At 66.0% G+C, this 26,768-nt stretch carries 22 protein-coding genes; 13 read left to right on the forward strand and 9 right to left on the reverse strand.

What is annotated here, in order from left to right; all coding sequences use genetic code 11:
* Positions 1-185 precede the first annotated feature (185 nt).
* Positions 186-590 (forward strand): hypothetical protein, encoded by a 405-nt coding sequence (locus KF688_10235; protein MBX3426046.1) that lies wholly within the window; start codon positions 186-188, stop codon positions 588-590.
* Positions 591-733: 143 nt separating this feature from the next.
* Here the strand turns inward: KF688_10235 and KF688_10240 are convergent, their stop codons facing one another.
* Both KF688_10240 and KF688_10245 read right to left on the reverse strand, forming a co-directional pair.
* Positions 734-1,279 carry a pyridoxamine 5'-phosphate oxidase family protein gene (locus KF688_10240; protein MBX3426047.1) on the reverse strand — a complete coding sequence of 182 codons (546 nt, stop codon included), beginning with the start codon at positions 1,277-1,279 and terminating at the stop codon, positions 734-736.
* A gap of 74 nt (positions 1,280-1,353) precedes the next feature.
* Positions 1,354-2,847, reverse strand: coding sequence for an endo-1,4-beta-xylanase (locus KF688_10245; protein MBX3426048.1), 1,494 nt, complete (start codon positions 2,845-2,847; stop codon positions 1,354-1,356).
* 515 nt (positions 2,848-3,362) lie between these two features.
* On the opposite strand from KF688_10245, the gene KF688_10250 reads away from it, so the two are divergent.
* The gene (locus KF688_10250; GenBank protein ID MBX3426049.1) at positions 3,363-4,298 is read left to right on the forward strand and encodes a phosphoribosylaminoimidazolesuccinocarboxamide synthase; all 936 of its coding nucleotides are present in this window, start codon (positions 3,363-3,365) and stop codon (positions 4,296-4,298) included.
* A 172-nt stretch (positions 4,299-4,470) separates the two neighbouring features.
* Here the strand turns inward: KF688_10250 and KF688_10255 are convergent, their stop codons facing one another.
* Together KF688_10255 and KF688_10260 are read right to left on the reverse strand one after the other, a co-directional pair.
* A complete protein-coding gene (locus KF688_10255) occupies positions 4,471-4,635 on the reverse strand; it encodes a hypothetical protein (protein MBX3426050.1) in 165 nt (54 codons plus the stop codon).
* Positions 4,632-4,907 carry a hypothetical protein gene (locus KF688_10260; GenBank protein MBX3426051.1) on the reverse strand — a complete coding sequence of 92 codons (276 nt, stop codon included), beginning with the start codon at positions 4,905-4,907 and terminating at the stop codon, positions 4,632-4,634. Before KF688_10260 ends, KF688_10255 begins: the two co-directional genes overlap by 4 nt.
* 263 nt (positions 4,908-5,170) lie before the next feature.
* Between KF688_10260 and aroC the strand changes: the two genes are divergently transcribed.
* Both aroC and KF688_10270 read left to right on the forward strand, forming a co-directional pair.
* A complete protein-coding gene (aroC, locus tag KF688_10265) occupies positions 5,171-6,310 on the forward strand; it encodes a chorismate synthase (GenBank protein MBX3426052.1) in 1,140 nt (379 codons plus the stop codon).
* A 167-nt stretch (positions 6,311-6,477) separates the two neighbouring features.
* Complete coding sequence (locus KF688_10270) at positions 6,478-7,845, forward strand: hypothetical protein (protein MBX3426053.1); 1,368 nt, start codon at positions 6,478-6,480, stop codon at positions 7,843-7,845.
* A 92-nt stretch (positions 7,846-7,937) separates the two neighbouring features.
* On the opposite strand, the gene KF688_10275 is transcribed toward KF688_10270, so the two are convergent.
* Positions 7,938-8,867, reverse strand: a complete 930-nt coding sequence (locus KF688_10275) for an adenylate/guanylate cyclase domain-containing protein (protein MBX3426054.1) — start codon at positions 8,865-8,867, stop codon at positions 7,938-7,940.
* Positions 8,868-9,201: 334 nt separating this feature from the next.
* Between KF688_10275 and KF688_10280 the strand changes: the two genes are divergently transcribed.
* From KF688_10280 to KF688_10305, 6 genes are all read left to right on the forward strand, one after another.
* The gene (locus tag KF688_10280) at positions 9,202-10,461 is read left to right on the forward strand and encodes a 2Fe-2S iron-sulfur cluster binding domain-containing protein (protein MBX3426055.1); all 1,260 of its coding nucleotides are present in this window, start codon (positions 9,202-9,204) and stop codon (positions 10,459-10,461) included.
* A gap of 115 nt (positions 10,462-10,576) precedes the next feature.
* A complete protein-coding gene (locus KF688_10285) occupies positions 10,577-11,605 on the forward strand; it encodes a cytochrome c family protein (GenBank protein MBX3426056.1) in 1,029 nt (342 codons plus the stop codon).
* A gap of 126 nt (positions 11,606-11,731) precedes the next feature.
* Entirely contained in the window at positions 11,732-13,450 is a 1,719-nt protein-coding gene (locus tag KF688_10290; protein ID MBX3426057.1) for a cyclic nucleotide-binding domain-containing protein, read from the forward strand.
* 158 nt (positions 13,451-13,608) lie between these two features.
* The gene (locus tag KF688_10295; protein MBX3426058.1) at positions 13,609-14,433 is read left to right on the forward strand and encodes a hypothetical protein; all 825 of its coding nucleotides are present in this window, start codon (positions 13,609-13,611) and stop codon (positions 14,431-14,433) included.
* Positions 14,430-16,358, forward strand: a complete 1,929-nt coding sequence (locus KF688_10300; protein ID MBX3426059.1) for a hypothetical protein — start codon at positions 14,430-14,432, stop codon at positions 16,356-16,358. The genes KF688_10295 and KF688_10300 overlap by 4 nt, the downstream gene beginning before the upstream one ends.
* A 114-nt stretch (positions 16,359-16,472) precedes the next feature.
* Positions 16,473-16,685, forward strand: a complete 213-nt coding sequence (locus KF688_10305) for a hypothetical protein (GenBank protein ID MBX3426060.1) — start codon at positions 16,473-16,475, stop codon at positions 16,683-16,685.
* Between the two features lie 401 nt (positions 16,686-17,086).
* Here KF688_10305 and KF688_10310 read toward each other — a convergent pair whose 3' ends face one another.
* Positions 17,087-17,644, reverse strand: coding sequence for a hypothetical protein (locus tag KF688_10310; GenBank protein ID MBX3426061.1), 558 nt, complete (start codon positions 17,642-17,644; stop codon positions 17,087-17,089).
* Positions 17,645-17,676: 32 nt separating this feature from the next.
* On the opposite strand from KF688_10310, the gene KF688_10315 reads away from it, so the two are divergent.
* The gene (locus KF688_10315) at positions 17,677-18,177 is read left to right on the forward strand and encodes a hypothetical protein (GenBank protein ID MBX3426062.1); all 501 of its coding nucleotides are present in this window, start codon (positions 17,677-17,679) and stop codon (positions 18,175-18,177) included.
* Here the strand turns inward: KF688_10315 and KF688_10320 are convergent.
* Positions 18,149-18,496 (reverse strand): hypothetical protein, encoded by a 348-nt coding sequence (locus KF688_10320; GenBank protein ID MBX3426063.1) that lies wholly within the window; start codon positions 18,494-18,496, stop codon positions 18,149-18,151. The genes KF688_10315 and KF688_10320 overlap by 29 nt on opposite strands.
* Positions 18,497-19,270: 774 nt before the next feature.
* On the opposite strand from KF688_10320, the gene KF688_10325 reads away from it, so the two are divergent.
* Complete coding sequence (locus KF688_10325) at positions 19,271-19,870, forward strand: hypothetical protein (protein MBX3426064.1); 600 nt, start codon at positions 19,271-19,273, stop codon at positions 19,868-19,870.
* Between the two features lie 12 nt (positions 19,871-19,882).
* Positions 19,883-21,697 carry a S8 family serine peptidase gene (locus KF688_10330; protein ID MBX3426065.1) on the forward strand — a complete coding sequence of 605 codons (1,815 nt, stop codon included), beginning with the start codon at positions 19,883-19,885 and terminating at the stop codon, positions 21,695-21,697.
* 592 nt (positions 21,698-22,289) lie between these two features.
* On the opposite strand, the gene KF688_10335 is transcribed toward KF688_10330, so the two are convergent.
* Both KF688_10335 and KF688_10340 read right to left on the reverse strand, forming a co-directional pair.
* Positions 22,290-24,017 carry a hypothetical protein gene (locus KF688_10335; GenBank protein ID MBX3426066.1) on the reverse strand — a complete coding sequence of 576 codons (1,728 nt, stop codon included), beginning with the start codon at positions 24,015-24,017 and terminating at the stop codon, positions 22,290-22,292.
* Positions 24,018-24,069: 52 nt separating this feature from the next.
* Positions 24,070-26,700 carry a cytochrome C gene (locus KF688_10340; protein MBX3426067.1) on the reverse strand — a complete coding sequence of 877 codons (2,631 nt, stop codon included), beginning with the start codon at positions 26,698-26,700 and terminating at the stop codon, positions 24,070-24,072.
* Positions 26,701-26,768 lie beyond the last annotated feature (68 nt).

The following is a 26,768-nucleotide window of genomic DNA, read 5'->3' on the forward strand; positions in this document are numbered from 1 at the left end:
CAATTCATTCGGTTCGAATTGCGGCTTTCCCAACAGAGCTTGGCGAGGGACGCCCCGAGGCGTTACAGTGAAGTCACGGAACTTCTCCTCGCGGAACGGAATATTCACCTTGCGGCAAGGCGCGCCCCTTTGGTCCGCGCGTCGTGGCCATTGTCCTGGCCTTGCCCTCACGGAGTGACGTGGTCATGGCTGACGTCAAGAAGAAGGCGGCAGAGGATTGGGGCGTCGAAGTCGATCGCGGCCCCGATTGGTTGTTCGTGAAGCTGCATCCTGGCAAGAAAGATCCGGGGGAGGTGGCCGACAAGCTCTGGTCGCTCGCCGACCGGCATTTCATCTATCGCATGGTGCTGGAACTCGACGAGCTCGAAGTGATTCCCAGTCGATTGATCGGCCAGTTGGTGATGCTCCAGAAGCGGGTTCTGCAGCGCAATGGCGCCCTGCGGCTCTGCCACCTCAAAGACCAGTGCGCCGAGGCGATTCACCAGTGCCGGCTCGACGGAGCGCTCCCCAACTACGGCTCGCGCGAAGACGCCGTGCTGGGTCGCGCGGTCCGCGTGCTGAGCGACGCCGGGGTTGGGCTGCGGGCGTAAGCGGCCCTAGCCTGCGAAGCTCGAACTGCGAAGCAGATCCGAATCTCGAAGGACTGAAATCGGGCAGCGGCTTCCGCCGGCGCCGTTTCGAGTTTGGCGATTCGAGTCTGTTTCGGATTTCGTAATTCGAGGATCGAGTTTTCCTAGACGTCCAGCGCCGGCAAGCCGTCGATGCTCACGCGGTTGTTCTTGCGCTGATATTCGGCCAGTCCCGCGGGCCCTTTCTGCTCGGCCCAGGCCGTGAGTTGCCTGCGGTTCTCGACGTACTCGTACCGCGGCACGCCAAAGCCGCACGAGAAGCTGATCCGCTGGCAGTGCACGCGAATGATCGCGCGAATCCCGGGCAGCGCCGGCAATCGCTCGGCCAACGCCGCGTACTCCGTCGAACCGGGGAAGATTGCTTCGCCGGTCCCCTGCATCCGCAAGATGTTCGGCGGGCCCTCGAACGCGCAGAACATGAGCGTGATCCGCCCGTTTTCGCGCAGGTGGGCGATCGTCTCGGCCCCGCTGCCGTTGAGATCGAGATACGCGACGGTCAGTTCGTCGAGCACTCGCAACGAATCGAGCCCCTTGGGCGACAAATTCACCCGCCCCGCAGCCGCCAGCGGCGCGGTTGCTACGAAAAACACGTTCTGCCGCTCGATGAATCGAGCGACGTCGTCGGTGATGCATTCGCAAGCGTCGCCCATCGGTCGGCCTCGCTGTCGCTGGCGTTAAACTCGCGACGTTGCGCGAGGTTCGTGAATCGTTCCGTCCGCGCCCGTCACGCCGAGCAGTTCTTGCGAAGTTCCCGCAGCAAGGCGAGCGTCGGTTTCTCCTTGCCGTGCGAGTCGACGATCCCGCCGTGGGCGAACTCGTGCGGTTCGGCGTCGGAGAGTTGGTTCCACAACACGACTTGCACGCTGTTGCGGGCCAACAGCAACGGCAGTACGGCCGATGCCCAGGCGTATTGCGGGTCGATATGCCCCGCCTTGTCCGGACCTTCGGTGAGCCCCAAGGGTTCGGCTCGAATCTTGGGCGAGGCCCGCTTGTCGGGCCCGCCGGCGCTGGGGGCCGACAGCATCATCATCAGCGGCAGCCCCAGCAGACTCCATTGGTCGATCAGCCGGCCGTACTCGAACGCGGGCCGGTGGGTGCAGCCGCCGGGCCAGTAGCCGGCGTTCACCTCGAGCCCGATCCCGGCGATCCCCAGGTCGGCCCGCACGAGCGCGTCGGCGTAGTGCCAGGGCGCCAAATCTTCGTCCCCGCCGGCGAGATACTCGCCCCAGGGCTGGTCGAACGACACGACGGTCGGCGTCCGCGGATCGAGTTGCCGCACCGTTTGCACCGCCTGAGCGACGAGGTTGAGCTTTCGCTCCTCGTCGAGCGACAGCACCCGGCCGCTGCTCACTCGCGAGGCGACGTGCCACAAGTGCACTCGCCCCACGTACCGCGACACGACCGCCCGCACGTGATCCAAGAGGACTCGATCGAGCGTTTCGTCGTTCCCCTCCCACAGCACCATCCAGTCGGGGATGCCGCGGTCGTCCATCTGCAGGAGCGGTCCCGCGGCCACCTTGAGCCCCGCGGTCTGGCACCATGAGAGTTGTTCGTCGGTGACGCGCCAGTCGCGGCGCCCCTCGGCCAGTTCGATTTGCCGCCACGCGACCGGCAGTTGAGCGATTGTGCAGGCGTCGACGACCTGCCGGCGCGTCTTCACGCTGGGAGTCGTCGTGCCGAGCGTCACCCCCAGCAAGGTCCCCGCGGGGGTTTGCCGTTGGCGGGCTGCGAGGGTTTGCTCGGCGTAGCTCTTGACCAGTTCGACCGACACGGCGAGCGCTTCGGCAATTGCGGCGTTGGCGGCCAGGCTGGCGGCGGGGTCGCGCTGATTGGTGGCGGCAAGGCCGAATTGCCGCGTCGCGGACCGCAGCCGCTGCAGCATGTCGGGCGGGGGGACCAGCCCCATGAACTCCCAGATGAACAGCCGACTGCGGAGCCGGTGGATGAGCCCGCGGGCGAGTTCGACCTCGAGCAGGTACGGCTCGCTCCGTTCCATGAGCGTGCTGGTCGACAGCAACCGGCGTCCCGCGCCGGTCACTTCCCAGGGGACGTACACGTAGCCCGACTCGTCGACCGCTCGCTCGACGACCAGTACGTCCCCCTCGAACCGGGCGTGGGTGGCCCAGGGGATGTCGTCCCCCCCCGCGACGAAGATGCGCGCCAGCGATTCCGGCGCAAGACGGTTCCGGTCGTGCAGACGAAACCGCAATTGTCCCATCGGGGCGCCTCGCCGAAGATCGGGGTCGCAGCCGGGCGTCAGCGCCCCACTGTCGCCCGCCGCCGCAAAAACCTCTGGCCCTGAGGCGATTTTAGCGGCCTCAAGGACCGCTCACAAGCGCGCCGCCGGGCCGGTAGTGATACACCTTTTGCGGTCTTGGAAGGGTGCCTGGGGTCGCAGCGCAGCGGAGCCCCCAGGGGATCCCCTGGGGGCTCACTTCGTTCGACCCCAGCCACCCATCAATTTGGCGAATGGTATCACTACCGCCGGGCCCCTGCGTACGGGACTCCAAAGCGAGCGGGGCGCAAGCCCCTGCTTGAGGAGCCGGAGACTCCACACCGTCGAACGGATTTCCTGAGCGAACTGTTCTGCTGAACGGGAGGCTCGCTCCCCCCGCTCGCCGGGTGCGTTGCGCAGGGCCTGCTGGCGACGGCCGGGGTGCGGTATATTCGGCCCCCAGAGGCGCGCCGCCTCGATTGCTTCTGTGAACCAGTGACTGCCGACGACGCCTGCTCATGCTTGTCTCCACGACCAACCTGCCGAATCTCCCCTGTCGTCGCGGCAAGGTGCGCGACGTGTACGACCTGGGGAACGAGCTGCTCTTGGTGAGCACCGACCGCATCAGCGCGTTCGATTGGGTGCTCCCCACCCCCATTCCCGACAAGGGGCGGGTCCTGACCACGCTGAGCAACTGGTGGTTTACGCACTTGGGCGTGCCGCACCATCTGGTGGAGACCGACGTCGCCCGCATGCGGCTTCCCGCGGAGGGGGATCGCGAGGTCCTCGCCGGGCGGAGCGTGTTGGTCAAGAAGACCCGCGTCGTGCCGATCGAGTGCGTTGCGCGCGGCTATCTCGCCGGCAGCGGATGGAAGGAGTACCAGCAGTCGGGCACGGTGTGCGGCGTCGCGTTGCCCCCGGGGTTGCGCGAGTGCGAGAGGCTGCCCGAGCCGATCTTCACCCCGGCCACGAAGGCGGAGCAGGGCGAGCACGACGAGAACATCTCGTTCGATCGCATGTGCGAGATCGTCGGCGGGTCGCTGGCCGAGGAGCTGCGCAGCCGCACGCTCGATCTCTACCGTCGCGGCGCCGCGCACGCCGAGAGCGTGGGGATCTTGCTGGCGGACACGAAGTTCGAGTTCGGCTTGCTTTCCGACCCCGAGCACGAACCGGCGGAGCGAGCCGGCTCGTCCCCGAGCACGGCGGACTTCGCCAATCTCATCCTGATCGACGAGGCGATGACCCCCGACAGCTCGCGATTCTGGCCCGCCGCCGGCTACGCCCCGGGTCGCAGCCAACCGTCGTTCGACAAGCAGTTCGTCCGCGACTGGCTCAGCACGTGCGGCTGGGACAAGAACAGCCCTCCGCCCGAGCTTCCCGCGGAGATCGTCGCCGGGACGCGGGCCAAGTACGTCGAAGCATGCGAGCGGATCACGGGGCTGCCGTTCGCATGAACATCAGGTCCATGATCGCGTGGAATCGCGAAACTCGCCTTCGGCGATTTGTTTTCTTGCTGCTGGGATACTGCGGGTTCTTGCTCTCGAGCAATTCCGCATGGTTATTCGCCTTGAATTGGAGACTCTAGGCAATAGCAAAACAATCAACGTGGCTTTCGCGGCGTCTCACCTAACGCCAGCCGAAGTTGTCGAGCGAGTCGCCGCCGCCATGTTTGCACGTGATGATGCGCTCAATTTGCAATCGAGCCACCAGCGAGTCAGCCTCGGCGAGTTGGCAATACTCGCATCGCAAGCCGGCCCGTTCGCGCACGATCCGGCGCGTCGCTTCGTTCATGGCGAAGGCGAAGCTGGATCGGAGAGCCTGCGAACGCCTGCTTTAAGCACGGCCAGGAAGCGATTCGCTTGGGCGTAGCCTTCGTACTCGGCCTGCTCTTCGGGCGTCAGATCGCCGTTGTTCGCCTTCACAGCCAATTCGGCAATCCGAGCTTGAAGCCGAGTATCGCCGTGGAAGTTGGCGATCTGGTCGGCCTGCTCGGGACTGAGCAGGCTGAGGATGGGATCGACGGTGCGATGAAAGGCATCGGCGGCGACGAGGGATGCGTCCATGGCCGAATTCTAGGGCGTCTCGAACGGCTGCGGCAAGGTTATCAGACCGGCGAAGCAAGGCTTTGCCTATTCCGCCTCGGCCTCCTAGAGTAAACTCAAGGTTTGCTCGCCTTGCGGCGGCCGGGAGGGGGGCGTACTCTTCCGGCCCGTTGTCGATTCGGCCGCTTGCGCGCCCATTTAGCCCTGGGTCCAATGACCCGGGGCTAGGTGACCCTTCGTCGTTTCATCCGCCATTCCCCCCTCCGCCTTCCCCCTTTGCGTTGATGCTTCGTTACTGGACCGCCGGCGAATCCCACGGCAAGACACTGCTGGCCCTCATCGATGGCTTCCCCGCTGGGGTGACTGTCGACGAGGCGCCGATCAACGTCGAGCTGCGCCGACGCCAGGGGGGGTACGGTCGCGGCGGGCGGCAGCGGATCGAAACCGACACGGTCGACGTGCGGACCGGCGTCTGGCACGGCGTGACCCTCGGCAGCCCGATCGCGCTGGAGGTCGTTAATCGCGACTACAAGCTTGAGCGACTGGAGGACCTCCCGCGCCCCCGCCCTGGGCACGGCGATCTCACCGGCGCGGTGAAGTACCTCGGCAGCATCCGCGGCATTCTCGAACGAGCCAGCGCCCGCGAGACGGCCGTGCGCGTCGCCGCAGGGGCGCTCGCCAAGCAGTTGCTCGCGCCGTTTGGGATCGAGGTGTTCGGCTTCGTTGCCGAAGTGGGGCCCGAGAAGATCGAGCCGATCGCCGGCACGCTGGCCGAGTGGCGCGCGATCCGCGACGCCAGTTCCGTCTACGGCCTCAACCCGGCGCGCGACAAGCCGATCGAACAGCTCATCGACCAAGTCGGCAAGGAGGGGGACACCCTCGGCGGGGTCGTCGAGGTGCAGGTCCACGGCTTGCCGTTCGGCCTGGGGACCCACGCCCAGTGGGATCGCAAGCTCGACGGCAGGCTCGCCCAGGCGGTCATGGCGGTGCAGGCGATCAAGGGGGTCGAGATCGGGCTGGGGTTCGAGGCGGCCCGCCGCCGCGGCTCGCAGGTGCACGACCCCATTCACTACGACGAGTCGAAAAAGCACACCCCTACGCTTGGCTACCAGCGGCCCACCAACAACGCCGGCGGGCTGGAAGCGGGCATGACCAACGGCCAGCCGCTGGTGATCCGCGCCGCGAAAAAGCCGATCAGCACGCTCCGCAAGCCGCTCGCGTCGATCAATCTCGATACGAAGGAAAGCGAAGAGGCGAGTTACGAGCGAAGCGACGTCTGCGCGATCTCCGCGGCGAGCGTGATCGTCGAGAACGTCGTGGCGTTTGAGATCGCCGTCGCGCTGGTCGACAAGTTCGGCGGCGACAGCCTCGCAGAGATGCAAGCGCGGTACAAGCTGTTCCTGGAAATGGCGGCGGAGCGATGAGGAAATGACCAATGATCAATTCCCAATGACCAATGCAGAAGAGTTTATCTTCAAATCCTTGGTCATTGGGATTTGGTCATTGGTCATTCCCGATCGACTTTGAAAAAAGTTTGACTTTGAAACGTTCGCAAGACGCGGACGAGTAATTCGTATCACGCGAAACACGGATGTTCTCGCTTCACGAAACCGACCGCAAACGGATTTGCCGCGGCGCGTTCTTCGCGCTCTGCGTGGCGCCGACGTGCGTCGTCGCGGCGTGGATCGGGGCCAAGCTGCGGCCCGGCGGCGACGGGCGCACGGCGGCGATGGTCGAAGCGCGGCTGCTCACTCCGACGGTTGTTGACGCCGCCGACGAGCCGCGGCCGGGTGTGACCCGCTGCGGCTCGCTCGCGCTGTCCGACGGGACGACCGGTGCGACGCTCGCCTCCCTGGAGCGGCTCCTCACGCAGCGTCTTGCGGGGCGGCAGTCGCTCCATGTCGCGCGGCTCGAACTTCCCGTCCCTGGCTTGGCCGCTTTGGCAACGGCCGCGGAACGCTGGTTGGCCGACGAAACGCTCGTCGGCGACGCGGCGATCGACGAACTGACGATCGTCGGCGGGGGCGAACCCGTCGCCAACCCGGACTCGATCCGGCGTCCAAGCACGAGCGCTGAGCGGCCTTCAGAGCGGGCGGCGTCGCATGCGCTTGCGTGGTCCTTGCAGGACGTGCGAGTGCGGTTGGATTGCAGCGAGAGCGACGGCGCGCCGCAGCGGCGGCTGACCATCCTCGGCCGCGTCGCCGACGACGGTCGCGTCGCCGCCGACGCGGCCATCGTGAAGCTCACGGTCGTGCGACGCATCGATGTGGCAGGCCAAGCTGCGATTGTGCTGGCCCTCGACGCCCCGGCGGGCGAACTCCCCGGGTGGGTCGTGGCCGACGTGCGCTGGCCGCTGGCAAGCTGGCCGGCGGCCCGGCTGAGCGGCGTGTGGAACTGGAACGTCGTCGATGGACGGTTGCAGTCGGGCACGTTTGCCGGATCGGCGGGTCCGCTCGACGTGCGGCGCATCGTGCCGGCGACTTCGGTTCATCGCTGTTCGGGAACGGTTCGGCTCTCCGATGCGACGTTGCGATGGAGCGCCGCCGGGGTCGAATCGCTCGCCGGCGCCGTCGAATCGGACGATCTTGCGGCAAGCGTCTCGATTCTCCGCGCGGCGCTTCAATCGCTCTCGTGCACTTTGGCAGCGGGAGCGACGATTGGCGACGCGGGCGACGACGACGGCGCGTTGATCGAGTTCGATCGCTTCGAGTGCATCTTTCAGTTCGACGAGACGGGGCTCACTGCGTGGGGCGGGCGGTCTCCGGACGCGACGCGCAGCCGGGCCCTCGCCACGCGCGACGGCCGGCCTTGGCTCATGGAGCCGATGTACGAGCAGGTCTTCGCCGGCTCGTGGGTGCAGTTTCTGTTGCCGCCAGGGGGGAGTTGGCTCCCCGCGACTCGCGAGGCGATCGACGCGGCCGCCCGCTTGCCGCTCCCAGCCGCGGCGGAACCACGGTGACGTTCGGAGCGTGTCGTTTGGTCGCGAGCTGATGTGCGTCAGAGCGACGGCGCTGGACGTCGGCAATCAAACGGCCGACTTCTCGCAGCGCTCTACTTCGACAGGATCTCGACGACCCCGTCGCCGGGGCGAAAGGTGTCGCCGGCGCGGCGGCCGAGTTGGTTGCCGCGGACGGCGGCGGCTTGGGCGGCCAGAAATCTCGCGGCGGGCGAAGCGCCGCGGGCGATCAGGTCGGCAAGTCCGCGCTCGGCCGCGTCGAGATCGCCTCGCTCGAACGCAGCCAGCGCCGCGGCGTAGCGTTCGATGTCGTCACGCACCCGCTGCTCGTCGGCGGCCCGTTGCACCGCGATCAGCTCCAGCGGTTGTTCCAGCCCGGGGAGCCGCGCCGTGCAGAGGCGGTGGGTGGTGAACTCCCCCGTGAGTCGCTGTCGCACGGCCGCGGTCGCCACCAGCGGAACGTCGAGCTGCTTGCTGGCCGACTGCACACGGCTGGCGATGTTCATCGCGCTGCCGCGGGGGCCGTACTTGAAGCGGCGTCGCGTCCCGGCGTTGCCGACCTGAACGACTCCGGTGTGGATCCCCACGCTCAGTTCCAACGGCAGGCCGATCCGCTCAGTCCAGGTGGCGGCGATCGCCGGCATCTCTTCGAGCATGGCCAGCCCGGCGCCGCAGGCGAGATCGGCGTGGTGCGGCTGTTCGAGGGGCGCATTCCACATCGCGGCCAGACCGTCGCCGTAGTAGTCGACGACCACCCCCTCGTGCCGCAGTACCGCGTCGGAGAGGAGTTCCATAACGTCCCCCAACAGCGCAAAGGCGGTTTCGGGGGGGAGGCCCTCGGCGATTGCCGTGAACCCGCGCAAGTCGGCGAACAGCATCGTCGCCTCGCACGACCGGCCGGCCAGCAGCTCGGGCTCGCGCAGCAGCCGCTCGACCGTCGCGGGAGCGAAGGTTTGCTCCAGCAGCACGCGCCAATCGTCGTCGGCGCTACGCAGAACGCGGTTGCGGATGGTCGCGGCGGACATAGTGCGTGGCAATTCCAGGGAGCGATTCCAGGAATACCGGCGAGCCCAGGCGTCCTCGTCCGGGGCGACTCGACCGTTTCCAACCAAGTATCCGTCGCCCCTGTCGGCCACGGGGGCGGAACCCGACGGCCGGCGCCCAGAAGCCCGGCGCGGCGCCGGCAACGTCGACGCGACCCGCACCATCGGAACAGGGCGAGCGAGACCGGGGCCAAGGGGCCGGCGCGGTCGATGGGGGCGAGAGACGGACGGTGCGGCCGCCGTTGCGAGCATTGCGCTGCTGCGATCCTTTCGCCGTCTCCTTGGCGCCCACAATCAAACGACCCCCGTCCCTGCGATGTCCCTCGACGCCTCGACTGTGAGCATGCTGACCGGCGCCGCGATGCTCGGCGGGGCGACGCTTCGCGTCGCCGGCGAGGCGACGAAGCTCTGGCTCCGCGAACGGAGCGCCGCGGCGTCGACCGAACAGCGGCGCGATCGGTTCGCCGACCGACTGGATGCCGCGCTGGCCGTCGCTCGGGCGGGCAACCCCGCGTTCAAGGCGTGGGTCGGCACGCGCAGCTTTCGCGTCTCGGCGGTCGTCGAGGAGACCCGCGACTGTCGCAGCTACTACCTGATTCCTGAGGACGGTCGGTCCTTGCCGCGGTTCGCCCCGGGACAGTACCTGACGTTCCATCTGCCGACGTCGCCGCACGAGCCGCCGACGGTGCGGTGTTACTCGCTCTCCGAGCGGCCGCGGGACGACTACTACCGCGTAACGGTGCGACGCGTGCCGGCGCCCGCCGACCGGCCGGATCTGTCGCCGGGGCGGGCGAGTTGTTATTTTCACCGCGAGGTCCACGCCGGCTCGCGGCTTGAGGTCGAGGCCCCGCAGGGCGCGTTCTTTCTCGACCCCGCCGACGAGGCGCCGGTGGTGCTCGTCGGCGCGGGAATCGGCGTGACGCCGGTGCTCAGCATGGCCGCGGCGCTGGCGTACGCGCAGGACCCGCGGGAGGCGTATGTTTTCGCCGGCTTTCGCAACAGCCGCGAGCATCCGTTTCGCACGCGGCTGGCCGACTTGGCTCGGCAGTCCCCCCGATTGCGGCTCCACACGGTCTACTCGCGCCCGCTGCCGGTCGATCGTCGCGGACAAGACTTCGACGCCCTGGGGCGGATCGATTTGGCCTGCCTGCAGCGGAATCTGCCGTCGAACAACTTTCGCTATTACCTGTGCGGCCCCGGGCCGTTGATGGAGGAGCTCGTCCCCGCGCTCGTCGCCTGGGGCGTGCCGATCGAGCACATCCGCTACGAGGCGTTCGGCCCGGCGAGCATCCGCGGCTTGGGTTCCGCCACGGCGACCGATCCTTGCACCGTCGAGTTCGTGCGGAGCGGCCGAACTCTGCGGTGGCAGGGCGCCGAGCCGTCGCTCCTTGCGCTCGCGGAGCAGGGGGGGGTGCGGCTTGAGTCCGGGTGCCGTGCGGGGAGCTGCGGGCAGTGCCGCGTCGCGCTGTTGGCGGGGCGGGTCGAACATGCCAAACCGCCGGGCGTCGAACTGCTCGACGGCGAATGCCTCGCCTGCATCGCCCGCCCGGCCGGGGACGTCACGATCGACGCGTGAGCGGACGCCGCCCGAGCGCGCACCGTGACCTAAGCTTGCAAAACTCTCTGCGCGCTGGTTCGTCGGAGCGACCCCTATGACCCGCAAGATCAAACCGTTTCGCGTGATCGGGGCGATGGCCGCGATTGCGCTGTTGGCGCTGGTGTGCGCGGTCGCCTCCCACGGGGCCGAAGGGGCCTTTCAGGACGAGCAAGGATTCGTCCGTTGCGACCCGGCGAAGACCGTGGGCGCCGAGGCCTGTGCGAAGTGCCATCAGAACGAAGTGAACGTGTGGCAGACGACGCCCCACTTCGCCACGTTCGATTCGCTCCATCGCAAGCCCGAAGCGAAGGCGATCGCCGACAAACTGGGGCTTCGCAGCGTCAAACGCAACGACGTCTGCACGAAGTGCCATTACACATGCCAAGAGGAAGACGGCCGGCAGCGGATCGTCGCGGGGGTCTCGTGCGAGTCGTGCCACGGCGGGGCCCGTGATTGGATCGACCTCCACGCCGACTACGGCGGACCGAACGTGACCAAAGCGATGGAATCGACCGAGCATCGCCAGCAGCGGCTCGCGGCCAGCGTCGCCGCGGGGATGAACAACCCGGCGAATCTGTACCTCGTCGCCCGGCAGTGCCTGGCGTGCCACACATCGCCGGACGAGAAGCTGGTGAACGTTGGGGGCCACGCCGCGGGGACCAAAGACTTCGAACTGGTCGCGTGGTCGCAGGGGATGATCCACCACAACTTCCTGGCGAGCGACGGAAAGTCGCTCGTGCCATCGACTCCCGAGCGATTGCGGGTGATGTTCGTCGTCGGCGTGTTGGCGGACTTGGAAGCGAGTCTGCGCGCCACCGCCGCGGCCACCGAGAAGGCGACCTACGGCGTGACCGCCGCCCAGCGAGCCGCTGCGCAAAAAAAACGCCTGTACCAAATTGCCGAATTGACCGACAATCCGCAGATCGAGGCGGCCTTGGCGGCGGCCTTGGAGGTGCAGTTGAAGTTGAACAACGGCCCCGCGCTCGTCGCCGCGGCCGAGACGATCTCGCAAGCTGCGCTCCAGTTCGCCGCGACCGCCGACGGCACGACGCTCGCCGCGCTCGACCCGCTGCTGCCCCCGCCGGCGGCGTACAAGCGGCAGGCCACGACCGGGAGCCGATGAGCGGACCGCGCGAGCCGCCGGCGCCGCACGCGACGGGCCTCAAGCAATCAACCTTCCTTGCTCGCCGGGATTGAGTGCGCCGCCAAGCGCTCGCTGCCCGTCGCCGCACACTCCTCCCTCCCGGCCATGGAAGTCGCCGTCGCTCGCCCGCAGCGTTGGGATCAGCCGTTCGGAGCCGGGCTGCGCGAGACGGACGTCGAGCACCTGCTCGAGGTCGAGCCGTTCCGTCGGATCGACCCGACCGCATTTCCCCCGTCGTTGCCGCTCAGCGAGATCCTGCGCAACGACTGCCGGCTCGTTCGCTGCCAGCCGGGGGACGTCGTCGTTCGCGAGGGGGACTACGGCCACAGCGCCTTCGCCGTGCTTCGCGGCCAGGTTCGGGTGATCGTCGCGGGGCTGGGGAAAGCGCTGCTCGAACGCACGCCGCCTCCTGCGCCGAATTGGCGTTCGTTGCTCGCCGCGGCGTGGCGCCGACCGCGGCTGCCTGAGATGCGCGACTCGCCCGGGATTTCCCCCAACGACGTCCGCTTGCGGCGCTCCGCGGACGACGCCTCTGCGCCTCTCCGCGTGTTCGTGCAGGACTTGCCGCGAATCCTCCAGGGAACCAACTCGGTCGTTTTGGGCGTCGGCGAGATGTTCGGCGAGCTCGCCGCCTTGACCCGCAGCCAGCGGACCGCCACGGTGATCGCCGAGGACGACGCGGTTCTGTTGGAGATTCGCTGGCAAGGGCTCCGCGACCTCATGCGGCGGACCGACGAACTGCGGCGGCACGTCGAGCGGCTGTACCGCGAGAACAGCCTGCGGGTCCACCTGCGCGAAACGCCGCTGTTGGCCGATCTCTCTCCCGAGCAACTCGAGCGCGTCGCCGACGCGACGGCGTTCGAGACGCACGGCGAGTTCGACTGGCAGAGCACGTACCAAGCGACCGTCGCCCGCCGATTCGGCGACGCGATTGTCGACGAGCCGTTGATCGCCGAGGAGGGGTTGCCGTGCGACGGGCTCATCCTGATCCGCAACGGTTTCGCTCGGCAGAGCCGCAGCTACGGGGCCGGACACCGCACGACGGCGTACCTGGGGCGCGGGCAAGCGTTCGGCCTGGGCGAAGCACTCGAAACCGCCGCCGGCCTGCCGACTGCGTGGGACTCCTCGCTTCGGGCGTTGGGCTACGTCGACGTGCTGCGGATCCCGGCGTCGGCGCTTGCGCAACTGGTGCTTCCGTTCGTCTCCTCGGCAAGGGTCGAGACGCTGCTGGCCGAGGCCCAGCAGAATCGCCGCGCCGCCAGTTGGACCGCGACCCCGGCCGAGCGAGTCGATCAGGGGCTGTTGGAACTGCTCGTCGATCGGCGACTCGTGAACGGTCAGCACGCCATGCTGATCGATCTCGACCGCTGCACGCGATGCGACGATTGCGTCCGAGCCTGTGCGGCGACCCACGACAACAACCCGCGATTCGTGCGGCAGGGGGTTCGCCAGGGTCCGTTCATGGCGGCCAACGCGTGCATGCATTGCGTCGACCCGGTCTGCATGATCGGCTGCCCCACCGCGGCCATCCATCGGGATCCGGCGACCGGCGTGGTGCGGATCGACGACCCGACCTGCATCGGCTGCGCGACGTGCGCCAACAGTTGCCCCTACGAGAACATCCGCATGGTCGAGATCCGCGACCGCCGCGGGGCGCTGTACACCGACGAGCAAACGGGCCAGCCGCTCGCCAAAGCGACCAAGTGCGATCTCTGCACGGGTCTGCCCGGCGGCCCGGCGTGCCAGCGCGCTTGCCCGCACGATGCGCTCCTGCGGTTGGATTTGGGCAACCTGGGCGAACTGTCGCGGTGGGCCTCGCGCTGAAGTTCGCCGTGCGGCCTGCGCACCGCGACTCGCTGCCGCCCTCGCCTTCGCCGCGGCGGCAAAAACCGGTACGCTAGCGACCCGCGGTTCGGGCGGGTCGCGCGGTGACGACCACGGCGCTCGAACCTTGTCGCGCCTGCGCCCCGCCGTTGCCCCCGATGCGCTACTTCGTTCGCCGCCGATTGACCAACGCCGCCGTGACGCTGGCGGCGCTGGGGCTCGTGACGTGGCAAACCCGCCGGCTGGAATTGGCGCTGCGCCCCTCGGCGTTCTTCACGGGTTGGATCCTGCTGGCGATCGTGGCGTTCTGTGCGCTCTACAACATACGCAAACGGTTCCCTGCGCTTCCGATCGGCTCGAGCGCCGCGTGGTTGCAGGGGCACGTCTATGCGGCGCTGGCGTCGGCCGGCGTGCTGGCGCTGCACGCCCCGCTGCGTTGGCCGAACGGCTGGCTCGAGGGGACGCTGTTCGCCCTCTACGCGGCGACCATGCTCAGCGGCGCGGTCGGCCTGTACTGGACCCGCACGTTGCCCCGCCGCTTGAGCCGCGTCAGCGAGGAAGTGATCTACGAACGCATCCCGATGCTTCGCGGGCAACTGCGCGACCGCGCCCACAACGCGGTTCTTACGGCCGTAAAGACCGCCGGGGCGACGACCCTGGGCGAGTTCTACCGCGATCGGCTGCACGACTTTTTCGAGCGCCGCCGCGGGTGGGGATACCGGCTCTATCCCACGATGACCCGCCGCAAGCTGCTGTTGGCCGAGCTGACCGAGGCGACCCGCTACTTCACCGACGCCGAGCGCGAGATCGCCGAGCACCTGTTCTCGCTGGTGCGGCGGCGCGACGAACTCGACTTTCACGAATCGCTGCAGTGGCGCCTGCGAGCGTGGTTGTTCGTCCACATCGGCCTGACGTTGCCGCTGCTGCTGACCGCGGCGCTGCATGCCTGGCTGGCCCACGCGTACGACGGGAGCGGCGCGTGAGGTTCACGCTCAACAACCTCGAAGACTCGCCGTACGATCGGCCGCATCAGCCGTGGCGGTGCGGGCTGTCGCACGAAGGAGAGCCGTGCCCGGCGGGCCCGACGGACCGCGGGGCGTGCCCCGGCGCCTCGGCCTGCCGGCCCGTGCGCGACGGCGATCGGTGGCTCTGCAATCGCAGCCCCCTGCGCGGCGGGCCGTGTTCCGAGGGCCCCGGCCCGCAGGGGGAGTGCGCGATCGCGTATCGCTGCACCCCGTTTCGCTCGCTCCGTTCGCGACGAGGGCAGCTCGTCTCCGCGGCGGCCGTGGCGGCGCTGGGGGCGCTCTTGATCCTGCTGGCGGCCGACTGGCGGCGCGAGGCGATCGCCCCCGGGCCGTTGTCGGTTCATCACGCCCAGTTGCTCACAGGCGCGCGTGCGGCCGAGCGGTGCGCGGCATGCCACGCTGCCGGCGGGGGGCTGATCGTGCCGGCGTCGGCCGCGGCGGGGATCGCCGGAGCGGCCGCCGCGCCGACGCAAACCGCGCTCTGCATGGCGTGTCACGACAAGCGCCTCGCCCCGCAGCACGCAACCGCGGCCCATACGCTCGACCCGGTCTCGCTGCCGCGGGCTGTCGGCGGCGCCCCGCGCCGCGATCCCGACGAGCCGATCGCCTGCAGCGCATGCCACCGCGAACACCAAGGGCGCGATCACGACCTGAGGGCGATCGCCGGCGCCGCCTGCCAAGCATGTCATGCCGTGCGCTACGACAGCTTCGCCGGCGCCCACCCCGAGTTCGCCGATTGGCCCTACAGGCGTCGCACGCGGATCGCGTTCGACCACGGCTCGCACCACGCGAAGCACTATCCCGAACAGCGGCGCGAGTTCGCCTGCGCCGCCTGCCACCAGCTCGACTCCGCCGGCGGTCGGATGACGACTCACGGTTACGACGCTGCCTGCCGCGAGTGCCACGACGCGGGGATCGCCACGAGCCTGGCGCCGGGGATCGCCGTGTTCGCCCTGCCGACGCTCGACGTCGACGCCTTGGCCGAAGCGGGGCACGACGTCGGCGATTGGCCCGACGACGCCCAGGGCGATTTCGACGGCCCGCTCTCCCCGGCGGCCAAGCTGCTCGTCGCGGCCGACCCCCAAGGGGCGGCCGGGTTGGCCGTGTTGGGGCCGCGGTTCGATTTCTACGACCTCGATCCCGAGGACGACAAGCAACTCGCCGCGGCGGCGCAGGTCGTCGGGGCGTACAAGCGAGCGCTCGGCCAGATGGCGGCAGGCGGCACGGTCGAAGCCCTCGTCCCCGGCTTGGCGCCCGCAGCCGCGCGGGCTTGGCTCGCGCGACTTCTTCCTGACGCCGTCGCGCCCGACTCCGTCCCTGCGGCCGCGACCTCTGCGACCGACCTCCCGGCCGCGCGCGCCCTCGGCCCGCTCGGCGCCTGGGAGTTCGACGACGCGGCGCTCGTCATCCGCTACCGCGCGAGCGGCCATGCCGACGCCGCGCTCGTCGCGTGGTTCGAGGCCCTCGCGGCCGCCGCCAGCGACGACCGCGCTGCGCTGGCCGACCCGCTTCTCCGTGATCTCGTCAAGCCGACCGCCCCGGGCCAATGCGGCAGTTGCCATAGTCTGGAGCGCGACCCCGCGGGCAGGCTGGCGGTGCAGTGGCGAGCCGACCAGGGCCAGCGCACCGGCGCCGCGTCCCTCACCCGCTTCTCGCACGCTCCCCACATGACCCAACCCGAGCTGCGCGATTGCCAAGCCTGCCATCAACTCGCCGCCGGCGTCGCGACGACCAGCTACGCCCACGACGACCCGACGGCCTTCACCCCCGGCTTCGCCCCGCTCGCCAAGGCCGACTGCGCCGCCTGCCATCGCCCCCAAGCCGCAGGCAGCAGTTGCACGCAGTGCCATCGATATCACGGCAGCGCGAGTCGGTCACCGTGAGCGGTGCGCCAGCAGTGAGCGGCCGAGGGACGGGGAGCGTGTCGTCATTTTGCCGGCGAGCAAAACTCCATCATTATCTCGTGCAAAACTCCGGGCAGCGGGGCGGGGGAGACTTTGCCGAACGTGTTGGGGGCCAACGTCTTGCGCGCCGGGACGCCGATCGCGGGGCGGCTGATTTTGCTGGCAAAACTCGCGGCGGGCGAGCAAAACTCGCGCCCCGTCGCGGGTCGTCGCGGGTCGTTTTCCACGCGCGACGGCGTCGTGGGCGACGGCGAATCGCGCGGCTGGCAGGATCTGTTCTACGCGATGCGGCGGCCCATTTTCTAGCGGAATCCTGCGGGGAATTGAGGGGACGATTCCGGCCTTGTCGCGCCCCCCAGGGTAGCACCGGTTGTCCTCAACCGGTGCGCAACCAAGAAGCATCCCTCACCCCCGGCCGGTTCCAACATCACGCGACTGGCCGGTTTTGAAATGCTCGGTGACATCCAAGGAATCCCCTTCAAAGACGGAATCCAACTCGAACAAGACGCCGCCTGATTCACGAGCCGTCCACAACTATTGACGCGGCGGCAAAAAGTCCTCTGCGCAGAGGCTAGGCATATGATCTTGTGGTGTGCTCGAACAGTATGACTCAACATCAAGTGGTGATCGATCGTTGCAACTACTTTTTGCCGCCGCGTCAACTATTGACAATATCTCTGGAAAATTGTGGAGACAGTAATCCACATTCAAGGAATCACGGCCTCGTTGAGCACTTGTGGAATTATCGTCCGCTGATGCCTTGCCTCACTTTCAGCCTCGATGTGCGTCCACAGCTCAATCAGGCAACGACATTCCGAGACGGCAATTCTCTCAATTCGGTTCAATAGCCGATTATCTGCGGTGTGGCCGTAAATGAGATAGATGGCCCGCTGGTATCTAACGTCGACTACGAACCGTGACAGTGTCCTAATATCCTTCCGAATATGCTTGGCCTTAAGCCCCTTGGAGACCTTTACTTCAATGATTGCGGCATTGCCCCGCATGTCGCCGGGGGTATGCACCAACAAATCGGGTATGCATCTGTCGGCCTCAAGGTCCTTAAGTATCGGGTGGTTCCGCTTGTCTACTTCACCGCCTAGGCTGTAGTCACACCCCTCCGGCCATCGCAGCCGCAATTGGTGATATAGCTCATAGCAGTAAACCCGTTCGCGGGACACCGCTGGCCCGCCATCAATGGGGAGTAGAAAATAATCAGCGTGGATTGCCTCCGTGGCCGCCGCCAGAATGTCATTTAACTCCCTCATGACCACAGTCCTGCAATTCAAGGAGCGGTAACTTGCCTATCGAAGCCAACGTGCATGCGTACTTCCGCTCGATTTCCTCTGAATTGGCAAGCAAGGCCGACAGAATCCGCCAGTTGATAGGAGATTCTCATTTTCTATCTGACGGGCACCACAAGGAATACCTACTTCAAAGCGTCTTTGAGCGGTTTCTTCCGGCTGGCTACCTATGCTCCAGAGGGTTCGTCGTTCGTGACAGCCAATTGAAGATGCGGAGCAAAGAACAGGACTTGCTAATTGTCGATACCAGGAGGCACGCACCGCTGTTCAGAGAATCGGGTGTGATCGTAACCTTCCCGGAAAACGTCCGGGCGGTAGTCTCTGTGAAGAGCACCCTTACTTCAGCCGCAGTCGACGACGCACTACAGGGCTTGGCGTCGATCCCAAACATTCCTTCGGCAACTCCCTTCTGGCGTGGCGTATTCGGATTCCGATTGGATTCAGCGTGGGAAGCCAAGCCATACATCTTTATTGCACCACGCGCATCCACGCTATAGTGACGAATACAAGATTGATGCCAAACGCGATGGAAATCCAAACTGCCGCCAGCTCGACATGCCGGAATGCCTGAGCCCCTAAGAAATCTGGAATCTGCGTCCATTCTCCGGCAAATCTGCCATTGTCAAACTGATCGACTGCTTCGCGATTGATCAATCCGTTCAAGTCGAACTCTCGGTAATGGCTTAGAATGGCGAGTTTTCCTAGGCCGGTGGCAAAAGAACAAAGTGGATACGTACCAAGCATCCCGCATAGATTTGATACGAACAGCAAAGCCAACAGGAAATCTAATCTGGACGGACGTTGTGATTGATTCACTGTTTGCATCCTTCACGCATGGCCTTGCGATCGCGCATGACTTTCGGACAGCGGCGGGGCTTGAGTTTACGCGGCAAAGGGGACAATCGACGATGTTGATTGACTCCGCCCAGTCGGGTGGCGCCGACGTGACGCCCGTGCGACTTGCCACGTGCCTCGGTCTTGGTCTATCGCCACCCGACCGGCGCCTCCGCATTGTACCACTCGCCTCCGCGGGATTCTGCCGAAAACGTGGGCCGCGGCATCGTCGAGAATGAACGCAAGGGGCGGCGCGGCGCCATGAGCGGACGGCGCTAGCCGCCGGTGGACGGTTGGCGCGGCTTGGTGCTTTGACGCGGTCCAGAATGCTTGAGTTGACGTAGCGCGTGATTGCGCTTCATCGGGGGCTAGCGCCCAATGCCACTCACGTTGGGCTTTGGGACTGCGCGGGGGGGCGGGCTCCGTGCACTCTGCGATTCACAGCCCGTGAGTCCTCAACCGGTGCGCAAGCAAGAAGCATCCCCCCACCGTCGCCCCAACCTGGAGCGCCGCGTGGCAACGGGATGCCTCTTGCGGCTGCGCCGTGGGAGGTTGAGGACAACCTGGGCTACCCCTGGATCGCCTGGCGCAACGCCTCGGCGACCAGCGTTGCCCATATGTTGCGTAGGGGATTGCCCCCTGAAATTATCAATTCCCTTGCTTCAACGGGGCTAGCTCTCTCAAAATACGGGGATTGCTTTACGGCCGCAGCGATTGTCGGGTAGGTTCACGCACGGAACACTTGGAGGGCTTCTCATGCGATGGTTACTGGTTGTGTTCGCTATAGCAGCAGGTTGGTCACAAGTTAACGCCGAGGAGACAGAGTCGGTAACGATCCCATTGGAGAAGGTTTGGGGATTACGCATTCCGAACACTCGCGACTTGACCAGCCTCAATGAGGCAAAAAACAACACGCCCATAATGCTGCCGCTCCTGAAGCACATCCGCGATTCATGGCAGGATGATCCCGGAGTCGCCGTCAACGGAGTTGACACCGTAGCGTTTCATCAATTCAACAAACACGAATTGGGCAACGAGAAACAGCCCGAACTAACCAGCGACGCTCCGGTTTCTCTTGTCGTCTTCACTCGTTTTCTTGGTGGTAGCTTGGAACTGGTGGAAATCAATCAACAAGGGCGCACATTCGTAGTCAAGTACCGCTTCACTCCGCACGAAGCGGCGGAATCAACTCAACACATCGCGATCATTCCCGTGGGCAAGCTGGGCAAAGGAGAATATTTGGTATGTATCGAACGGTTGCCAATCGAACGTAAGCTGCGCGAAGCTGGATTCCGAGAACCACCTAAGGAATGGGATAAGCGGATTAGCCGCTCTTTTCGATTCACGGTCAAATGACGGAGCGTAGTAATGAGAACCTTGGTTTGCGTGCTTGCATTGCTGATCGGCGCACAAAATCACGCAGAAGCAAGCTCAGAAAGCGTTGGCCCCAATGGTATCAAATCGATCGGGCTCATGCGGCCCGACGGCGAAGTATTGACGGGTGCGGGGGTCAATATCGGCCAAGTTGAACCTGATCGGGTGCCGTTGCGGGGTACCGATGACGATGACGAGTCAAATCAATTTGTAGCCCCAACAACGACCGTCACGAAGGCGGGTATCGCGCCAACGCCGAACCTCGATATTTCCACGCTTATGTACCATTCGCTTTCTGTGGCGGGGGTAATGATCGGGAAAGACGACGCACCGAAAAGCGTGTCGTCAAATGCCGGCTTGCATTCCTCTGGTTTTGTGGATCCAGGAATCTCGCCTGGGTATAGCGAAGTGATTATCACTACGCAATACCTAGCCAAACTGTTTCCACAAGGAACGCAGCAACAGATTCGAGCCATTAACCATAGTTGGGGGAAATTACCCCTCAACGCAAACGTTGCACCTGATGGCAATTCGTTGGTGACTCTCGGACTAGATTGGATTGCTCAAAGATTCGATGTTCTTAATGTTGTCGCAGGCGTTCAGGACTCTACCGGGCAACGACTCCCCTCTGATAATTTCAATGGCGTTACAGTCGCCCGCTCGGAACAAGTGAACGGCGTATTTCTTCAGGTCGAATCCGGAAACGACAACGAGGGGTATGATGACGCCGAAGGCAGTAGAGTGTCGGTGGACCTCCTGGCGCCTGGGGTTGACATTGCTGTGCCAAGCAACGGCGCGACAAACCCCAACACTACCAGAACTGGCACTAGTTTTGCTGCTCCGCACGTTACCGGCGTTGTCGCACTGCTTCACGAATTTGCTAATTTCCAAATCGACGATGCTCCCCGCTGGGATTCTTCAAATGCTCGACGACACGAAGTGATTAAGGCTGTTTTGCTAAACTCTGCGGACAAACTTGCGGGCGTTCATGGATCAGCCAGGACAGTTCTGGACAATCTGGGAAGAAACTGGACAGAGACTGATGCGTTCTCGAATGATCAGATGTCGCTGGACAGTCAGATGGGAGCGGGCCATCTCAATGCCGCTAGAGCATTGCGGCAATACCGGAGCGGTGAGTGGAATTCGCTGGAATCCATTCCCAGCATAGGCTGGGATTTCGGAGAGTCAGGCGGCCTGTCTTCGGAATATAGGTATCCTCTAAGCGTGACAACTTCTGGATACATCGCGGTGACTTTGGCATGGGACAGACCGACTGACAAGATCAATGTCGCCGGAACTCCCAACAACTATGCTTTTACGGATGACTTCCTCTCAAGCTCGATAGCCGCAGACGATCTTGACTTGTTTGTCGTTCTGGCGGGCGAGCCCGACCCCTATGGTTTTGTTGCCCTTCGTTCTTACAGCGTAGATGACAACGTGGAACATATATTCGGCATGCTCGACCCTGGGGAATATGAGATCGTTGTTCATCACAAGGCTGGCGGTGCGAGGGATTATGGTCTCGCTTGGTGGGTCGGCTCAAATATGCCGGGCGACTTCGACGACGACGGCAACGTTGATGGCACAGATCTCAATAGTTGGCAGGGCGATTACGGCGGTTTCGACGGGCTGTCAGACGCGGACTTCAACGGTGCTACTGACGGTTCCGACTTCCTTGCTTGGCAGCGCAATTTCGGAATTGCGGCTGCCTCTGCCACAACTACAGCAGTCCCGGAACCGAAGCCGCTGATGCTTCTAGCAGTCGCGGCGGTGCTCGTGGCGCATCGTTCTTCGAATGGTCGGCGTTGAGGCACGGCACCCGTACTGTCATCGATATCACCTAGCGACGAGGTGCGACGTTTCAGTTCACGGTGGAGCCGCTCCAATAGGTTGGCGGTTCGCAGCCGTCGGCGGATCGCGGCGGATCAGGCGAGGACGGCGAGCGCTTCGTGGACGATCCGCTCGATCGACTCGGCTAGTCGCGGCGCCGTACTTCTTGACGGGCAAGGCGCCGAGTCGGTTCGCCTCGGCGCGATTGGGGCGTTGAATACGTCGCGCAGTCTGCCGTTACCGCGAGGCTGCTTCTCTGCGGCGGCTCGTATTGTACAACTCTCGCCTCCGCGGGATTCTGCCGGAATTTGGCCGCCGCATCGCGTACAACGAACGCAAGGGGCGGCGCGGCGCCATGAGCGGACGGCGCTAGCCGCCGGTGGACGGTTGGCGCGGCTTGGTGCTTTGACGTGGGCCAAGATGATCGAGTTGACGTAGCGCGTGATTGCGCTTCATCGGGGGCTAGCGCCCAATGCCACTCACGTTGGGCTTTGGGACTGCGCGGGGGGGCGGGCTCCGTGCACTCTGCGATTCACAGCCCGTGATTCTACGGCTGACTGCCGGCTCTTCCTCAGAACTTCTTCCGCACCTCGATTCGCGCTCCGTTGACGTCGTTGGCGTTTTCCAGCCAGCCGTGCATTGCGTCGGCGCGGAGGATCACGGAGTTCGACAGCGGGCGCTGCCAGCGGACTCCCACGGCGTACTGGTCGCCGGGGGCGCGGCGGAAGGTCGGGTCGCCGTGGGCCTGGACGAACGCCCCTTCGAGGATGAGTTGCCGATCGAACGCCCGGCCCAGCAGGTCGACCCCGACGGCCCCGCCGAACGTGTTGTTGCCCGAGTCGTCGAGGATCGGGTACCCCGTGAGAAGGTCCGACTCGAAGTTGATGCCCGTGTTTTTCAGCGGGCCCTGCAACCGCCCCAGCGGCTGCGGCTGGCGGAAGCCGGCGAACAGGTTCACATAGGGGATGACGTTGTACGGGTTGGAGGTGAGAAAGCTGTTTTCCATGAGCACGAGGAACCCGTCCGCGGTCCGCTGGTCGCGCACGCCCCCTTGCCCCGTGTTGGCGATGAGCCGCAGCGAGTTGCTGACGAGGTTCAAATACCGCCGCGTGTAGCTGATCCCCACGTTATGGTAGGTGCGGCCCTGATCGCGGGGGTCGTCGACCAGCGCGTAGCCGAGCTCGATGTAGCCGCCGCGGCGTTCGATAAACGTGGTCGCTCCGACGAACGTCGCGTCGGCCGAATCGGCGCCGAAGGCCTGCGAGGTGAGCTGGTCGAACCCGACGAACAAGGTCGTGTCGAAATTGGCCCAGTCCCACACCGGGTTGTTGCGCGCGGGGATCGTGGCCGCGGCGCCGACGAACGCGTCCTCGAGCCAGATGCCGTTTTGCAGCACCAGCGGGATCAACCCGGCGGCGAACGGCAGATCGAACGGGGGCCCCGTGCCGTTGGCTCCGCCGAGGATCCACCCGAGGTCCCCCTCGATGAACATCGTGTCGGTCACGGGGTCCCAGACGTCGAAGAACTCCTGGACCTCGCTGTCGCCGTCGTCGAACACGATGCCGCTGAAGTTCTGCCCCTTGTCCAAGGGGCCCCAGAACATGTGGAACCGCTCGGTCGCGGTGAGCCAGAAATCGATGTCGAGATTGAGCCGGTTGGCCCACACGGTTTGGCCGTTGCCGACGTTTCGGTTGTAAGCCGCGGCGGTGCGGAAGTCGCCGTAGACGTAGAACTTGGGGTGCGTCGGGTTGGTGACGCCCAGGCAGGTCCCGGAGGGATCCCAGGGGCCCGTGTCGTACAGCGGGGTGAACAGCTCGACCCAGGGGCGCTGGTTGGGGTTGAGGCGCTTGTCGCCGTAGACGCCCAGCTCGCCGCAGGCGTCCCAGTAGAATTGCCCCAGGAGCGGATCAGGGGTGAAGTCGCCCCCTTGGTACTCGCGCTCACAGGCGCGGGGGTCGTGCCGATGGGGCTGCGGGACGATCAGCGGCGGGTGAGCGCCGGACGTGTTGGGGGCAGGGTTCGGCGCCGGGTGCATGTCCCACGCCGGGGCGTGCATCGAGACCTCGCCCGGGGCGTACGGGGCCAGCGGGCTGGAGCGCCCGAGCGACCGCTGGAACCCCGGCCCCGCGACGCCCGGATGCGGTCCATAGGGAGCGCACGGCTCGCCGAACGGCTGCGCCTCGGCCCGCACGGCGAGCGGCCCGACGAGCGCGGCCAGCGCCAATGCGACTGCCGGCGGCAATCGGCGGGCGATCGCGCTTCGAGGCGTCGGCGGGCGTCGGCGGGAGCAGGTCGTCATGCGGGCTTGCGAAAGCGTTCTGGCGGGCGCGGGGGGCGGCTTGCTGTTGGACTCACGGCACGAAGAATTCCATGCTCGACTCGTGGAAGTCGAGGATTCCTTCGGTCATCGCGCGTTGCATCTCGGGGGTCGCGTCGCAGAACCGCATGAAGTACAGCGGTTCCAGTCGGCTGCGCATCCGGAAACTGAGCCGGTAATGGCCGGGCTCGCCCATCAGTTCGGCGGGGACCTTGTACGGCACGCGCCGCGACCCCAGCGGCGGCAGCGAGCGGGCTTCCATCCGAATGAACGGCGGATGGTTGATTACCGAAATCGGTTGCGCCCCCGGGCGGATGAACGGCAGTTGGTCGATGTCGACGTTCACCGGCAGGAAGAACTCGCGATCGGTCCCCTTGGCGCCGGTGATGAGGAACATTGTCTGCAGGTTGAACAACTGGGCGTCGAAGGCGAGCCGTTTGCGGCGGACGTCGACCGAGTGGATGTCGGCCAGGTCGCCCAGGCTGTCGAGGTAGCCGGTCTCCCACAGTCGATTGCCGCGCGGACCGATCAGCACGACGTTGGCCCACAGTTGCGGCTGGGCGCCAAGCGACGCGGTCGGCAGGTTATGCCCCTCGTTGGTGTTGGCGACGATGAACTCGAACTCCAGCGGCTGCCCGCGCACAGGTTGGCGCTTGAAGAACGGCCCGTCGACGTGCGAGCCGTTCTCCATGACCGCCAGCCGTAGCTGATCCTTCTTGGCCCGCCGCTTGAGGTTGTCCTCGATGATCTCGCGGGCGTCGCAGCGGTCGTCCGATTCCTTCCACTCCGCGGGGAACACGACGTGGATGCGGCCGGCGTCGACCGCGTCCTCGAACTCCTCGGTCCCCCAGCCGGCGCGCCAGTCGAACAGCAGCCATTCGCGCATCGTCCAGCGGTACGCCTTCGGGTTGAAGGGAAATATGCCGGGGTGCGCGATCGAGTACCCGGGGCCGTAGAAGACGTGGTTCGAGTGCTTGCGGTTCTCGCCGACGTTTTTCTTGTTGACCACCGCGGCGGGGCCGACCTCGAACCCGCTCGGCACGCCCGGGATGCGTCCCATGTGGCAGTCCTGGCAGCGGATTCCCTTCTGGCACGCGGGACTGGCGCGGTATTGCTCCCACACCACCTCGAGCTTGATCCCCGGGAAGACCGCCACTTGGTGGCACGTGATGCAGAAGTCGCTCGTGGCGAGTTGCGGATTGTAAAAGCCGGCGGTGTGGATCGGCTGCCCCGGGCCCTTTTCGTCGGGCGAGGTTTTGAGTTTGAGATCGTCCTTGCGCGAGATCGCCTCCGCGACGCCGTGCCCGCCGATCGTGCCGTAGACCGGGTCGTAGACGTCGCCGGGAACGATTCGCCGCTCGCCGTTCGTGCGGCCGTAGAATTCGTTGACGCGATGGCAGGCGACGCAGGTGACCCCCTCGCGGGCCACCTGGGGGAGTTCCCACAACGGCGCCGCGCGCGAGATCCCCAGTTCCGTCCCCGCCGGCGAGTGGCAGCGGTAGCAGAAGTAGCCGATCGTCCCCTGGGCGACGTCGTTGATCTTCTGCTCGAACTTGTGGAACATCGGCGAGACGAACGCGTAGGCGTGGCTCGACATGGCCCACTCGTCGTAGATCTGTTCATGGCACGCGCGGCACTCGGTCGCCGCGGGGTAGCGACTTTGGGCGACGAACTCGCACCGCTCGAGCGGCGTTTGCGGCGCGGCCGGCTTCGAGCCGGCGTGCGGATTCGGGACGTTGGCCGGCGGGTGCGCGAAGGCGGAACCGGTCGGGGGCCCCGGGGGCGTCGGCGCGACCGGAACGCCGCGATTCTCCGGCGGCGGTTGCGTGGGAGTCGGCGAGGCTTGCGGTTGCCGCTGTTCGGCGACCGGAGGCAACGGGACCGGAGGCGTCAGGAGATCGTCCTCGTCGGTCAGCAAGTCGTCGTCGCTGGATTCCGCGGCGCTCTTGGGCGGAGCCGGCGTCGACGGTTGTTGATTGGATGTTGCAGCCGCCGGCCGCTCGTTCGGCGTCGACAGGAGCAAGTCCTCGTCCGGCGTCAGGAGTTCGTCGGCGTCCTCGGAGAGCGCGGCTGGAGAATCGACCGGCGATTCAGGGCGGGGCGCCGGCGGGTCGTCGACCGGCGGCAAGGGGACCAGATCGTCGGCTCCGTCGAGCAGATCGTCTTCCTCGGCGAGCAAGTCCTCGCCCGCGGCGAGCAGTTCGTCGTCCTCGCCGGCAATCTCGGCCGAAGGCCGCGCGGCGAGGCGCAGCGGGACAGGGTGCTTCACCCGCGGGACGGCGTCGCTGCGGCGCTCCGACGCGAGGCGCACGGCGCCGGGCGGGACGAGATTTGCAGGAGGCGCCGCGTCGCCGTGCTCGGCGTCGTCGGTCGTCGGTTCGAGCCATTCGGGGTGATTCGCCACCGCGATCCACCCGGGGCAGCCTCCTTCGGCGAGGAGGGACTGCACCTTCGTCGACATCGTCGCGCGGTCGTCGACGACAGGCGTCGCGACGACGGAGCGCCGGGTCGACGAGGCATCAGCAGCGGTCCAAGCCTGCGCGTCGACGCTCGGCAGCGGCGAGGCGTCGGGGACAAGCAGATACGCCGCTGCTGCGCCGACCACGGCCAAGGCCGCGGCGCGCAACGCGATCTGATCGGGGAGGAGTCGCGCTCGAGGCCGCACGGGGAGCATCCTTGCTCAAACGGCGCTCGTTACGACGGGCGCCGGCAATGCTAGCGATGTCGGCCGTC

Source organism: Pirellulales bacterium, assembly GCA_019636345.1.
GTDB lineage: Bacteria > Planctomycetota > Planctomycetia > Pirellulales > Lacipirellulaceae.

Excerpts from the sequence above, each read along its gene's own strand:
- KF688_10235 (MBX3426046.1), top strand. The coding sequence starts at position 186 with ATGGCTGACGTCAAGAAGAAGGCGGCAGAGGATTGGGGCGTCGAAGTC.
- KF688_10240 (MBX3426047.1), bottom strand. The coding sequence starts at position 1,279 with ATGGGCGACGCTTGCGAATGCATCACCGACGACGTCGCTCGATTCATC.
- KF688_10245 (MBX3426048.1), bottom strand. The coding sequence starts at position 2,847 with ATGGGACAATTGCGGTTTCGTCTGCACGACCGGAACCGTCTTGCGCCG.
- KF688_10250 (MBX3426049.1), top strand. The coding sequence starts at position 3,363 with ATGCTTGTCTCCACGACCAACCTGCCGAATCTCCCCTGTCGTCGCGGC.
- KF688_10255 (MBX3426050.1), bottom strand. The coding sequence starts at position 4,635 with ATGAACGAAGCGACGCGCCGGATCGTGCGCGAACGGGCCGGCTTGCGA.
- KF688_10260 (MBX3426051.1), bottom strand. The coding sequence starts at position 4,907 with ATGGACGCATCCCTCGTCGCCGCCGATGCCTTTCATCGCACCGTCGAT.
- aroC (MBX3426052.1), top strand. The coding sequence starts at position 5,171 with ATGCTTCGTTACTGGACCGCCGGCGAATCCCACGGCAAGACACTGCTG.
- KF688_10270 (MBX3426053.1), top strand. The coding sequence starts at position 6,478 with ATGTTCTCGCTTCACGAAACCGACCGCAAACGGATTTGCCGCGGCGCG.
- KF688_10275 (MBX3426054.1), bottom strand. The coding sequence starts at position 8,867 with ATGTCCGCCGCGACCATCCGCAACCGCGTTCTGCGTAGCGCCGACGAC.
- KF688_10280 (MBX3426055.1), top strand. The coding sequence starts at position 9,202 with ATGTCCCTCGACGCCTCGACTGTGAGCATGCTGACCGGCGCCGCGATG.
- KF688_10285 (MBX3426056.1), top strand. The coding sequence starts at position 10,577 with ATGGCCGCGATTGCGCTGTTGGCGCTGGTGTGCGCGGTCGCCTCCCAC.
- KF688_10290 (MBX3426057.1), top strand. The coding sequence starts at position 11,732 with ATGGAAGTCGCCGTCGCTCGCCCGCAGCGTTGGGATCAGCCGTTCGGA.
- KF688_10295 (MBX3426058.1), top strand. The coding sequence starts at position 13,609 with ATGCGCTACTTCGTTCGCCGCCGATTGACCAACGCCGCCGTGACGCTG.
- KF688_10310 (MBX3426061.1), bottom strand. The coding sequence starts at position 17,644 with ATGAGGGAGTTAAATGACATTCTGGCGGCGGCCACGGAGGCAATCCAC.
- KF688_10325 (MBX3426064.1), top strand. The coding sequence starts at position 19,271 with ATGCGATGGTTACTGGTTGTGTTCGCTATAGCAGCAGGTTGGTCACAA.
- KF688_10330 (MBX3426065.1), top strand. The coding sequence starts at position 19,883 with ATGAGAACCTTGGTTTGCGTGCTTGCATTGCTGATCGGCGCACAAAAT.
- KF688_10335 (MBX3426066.1), bottom strand. The coding sequence starts at position 24,017 with ATGACGACCTGCTCCCGCCGACGCCCGCCGACGCCTCGAAGCGCGATC.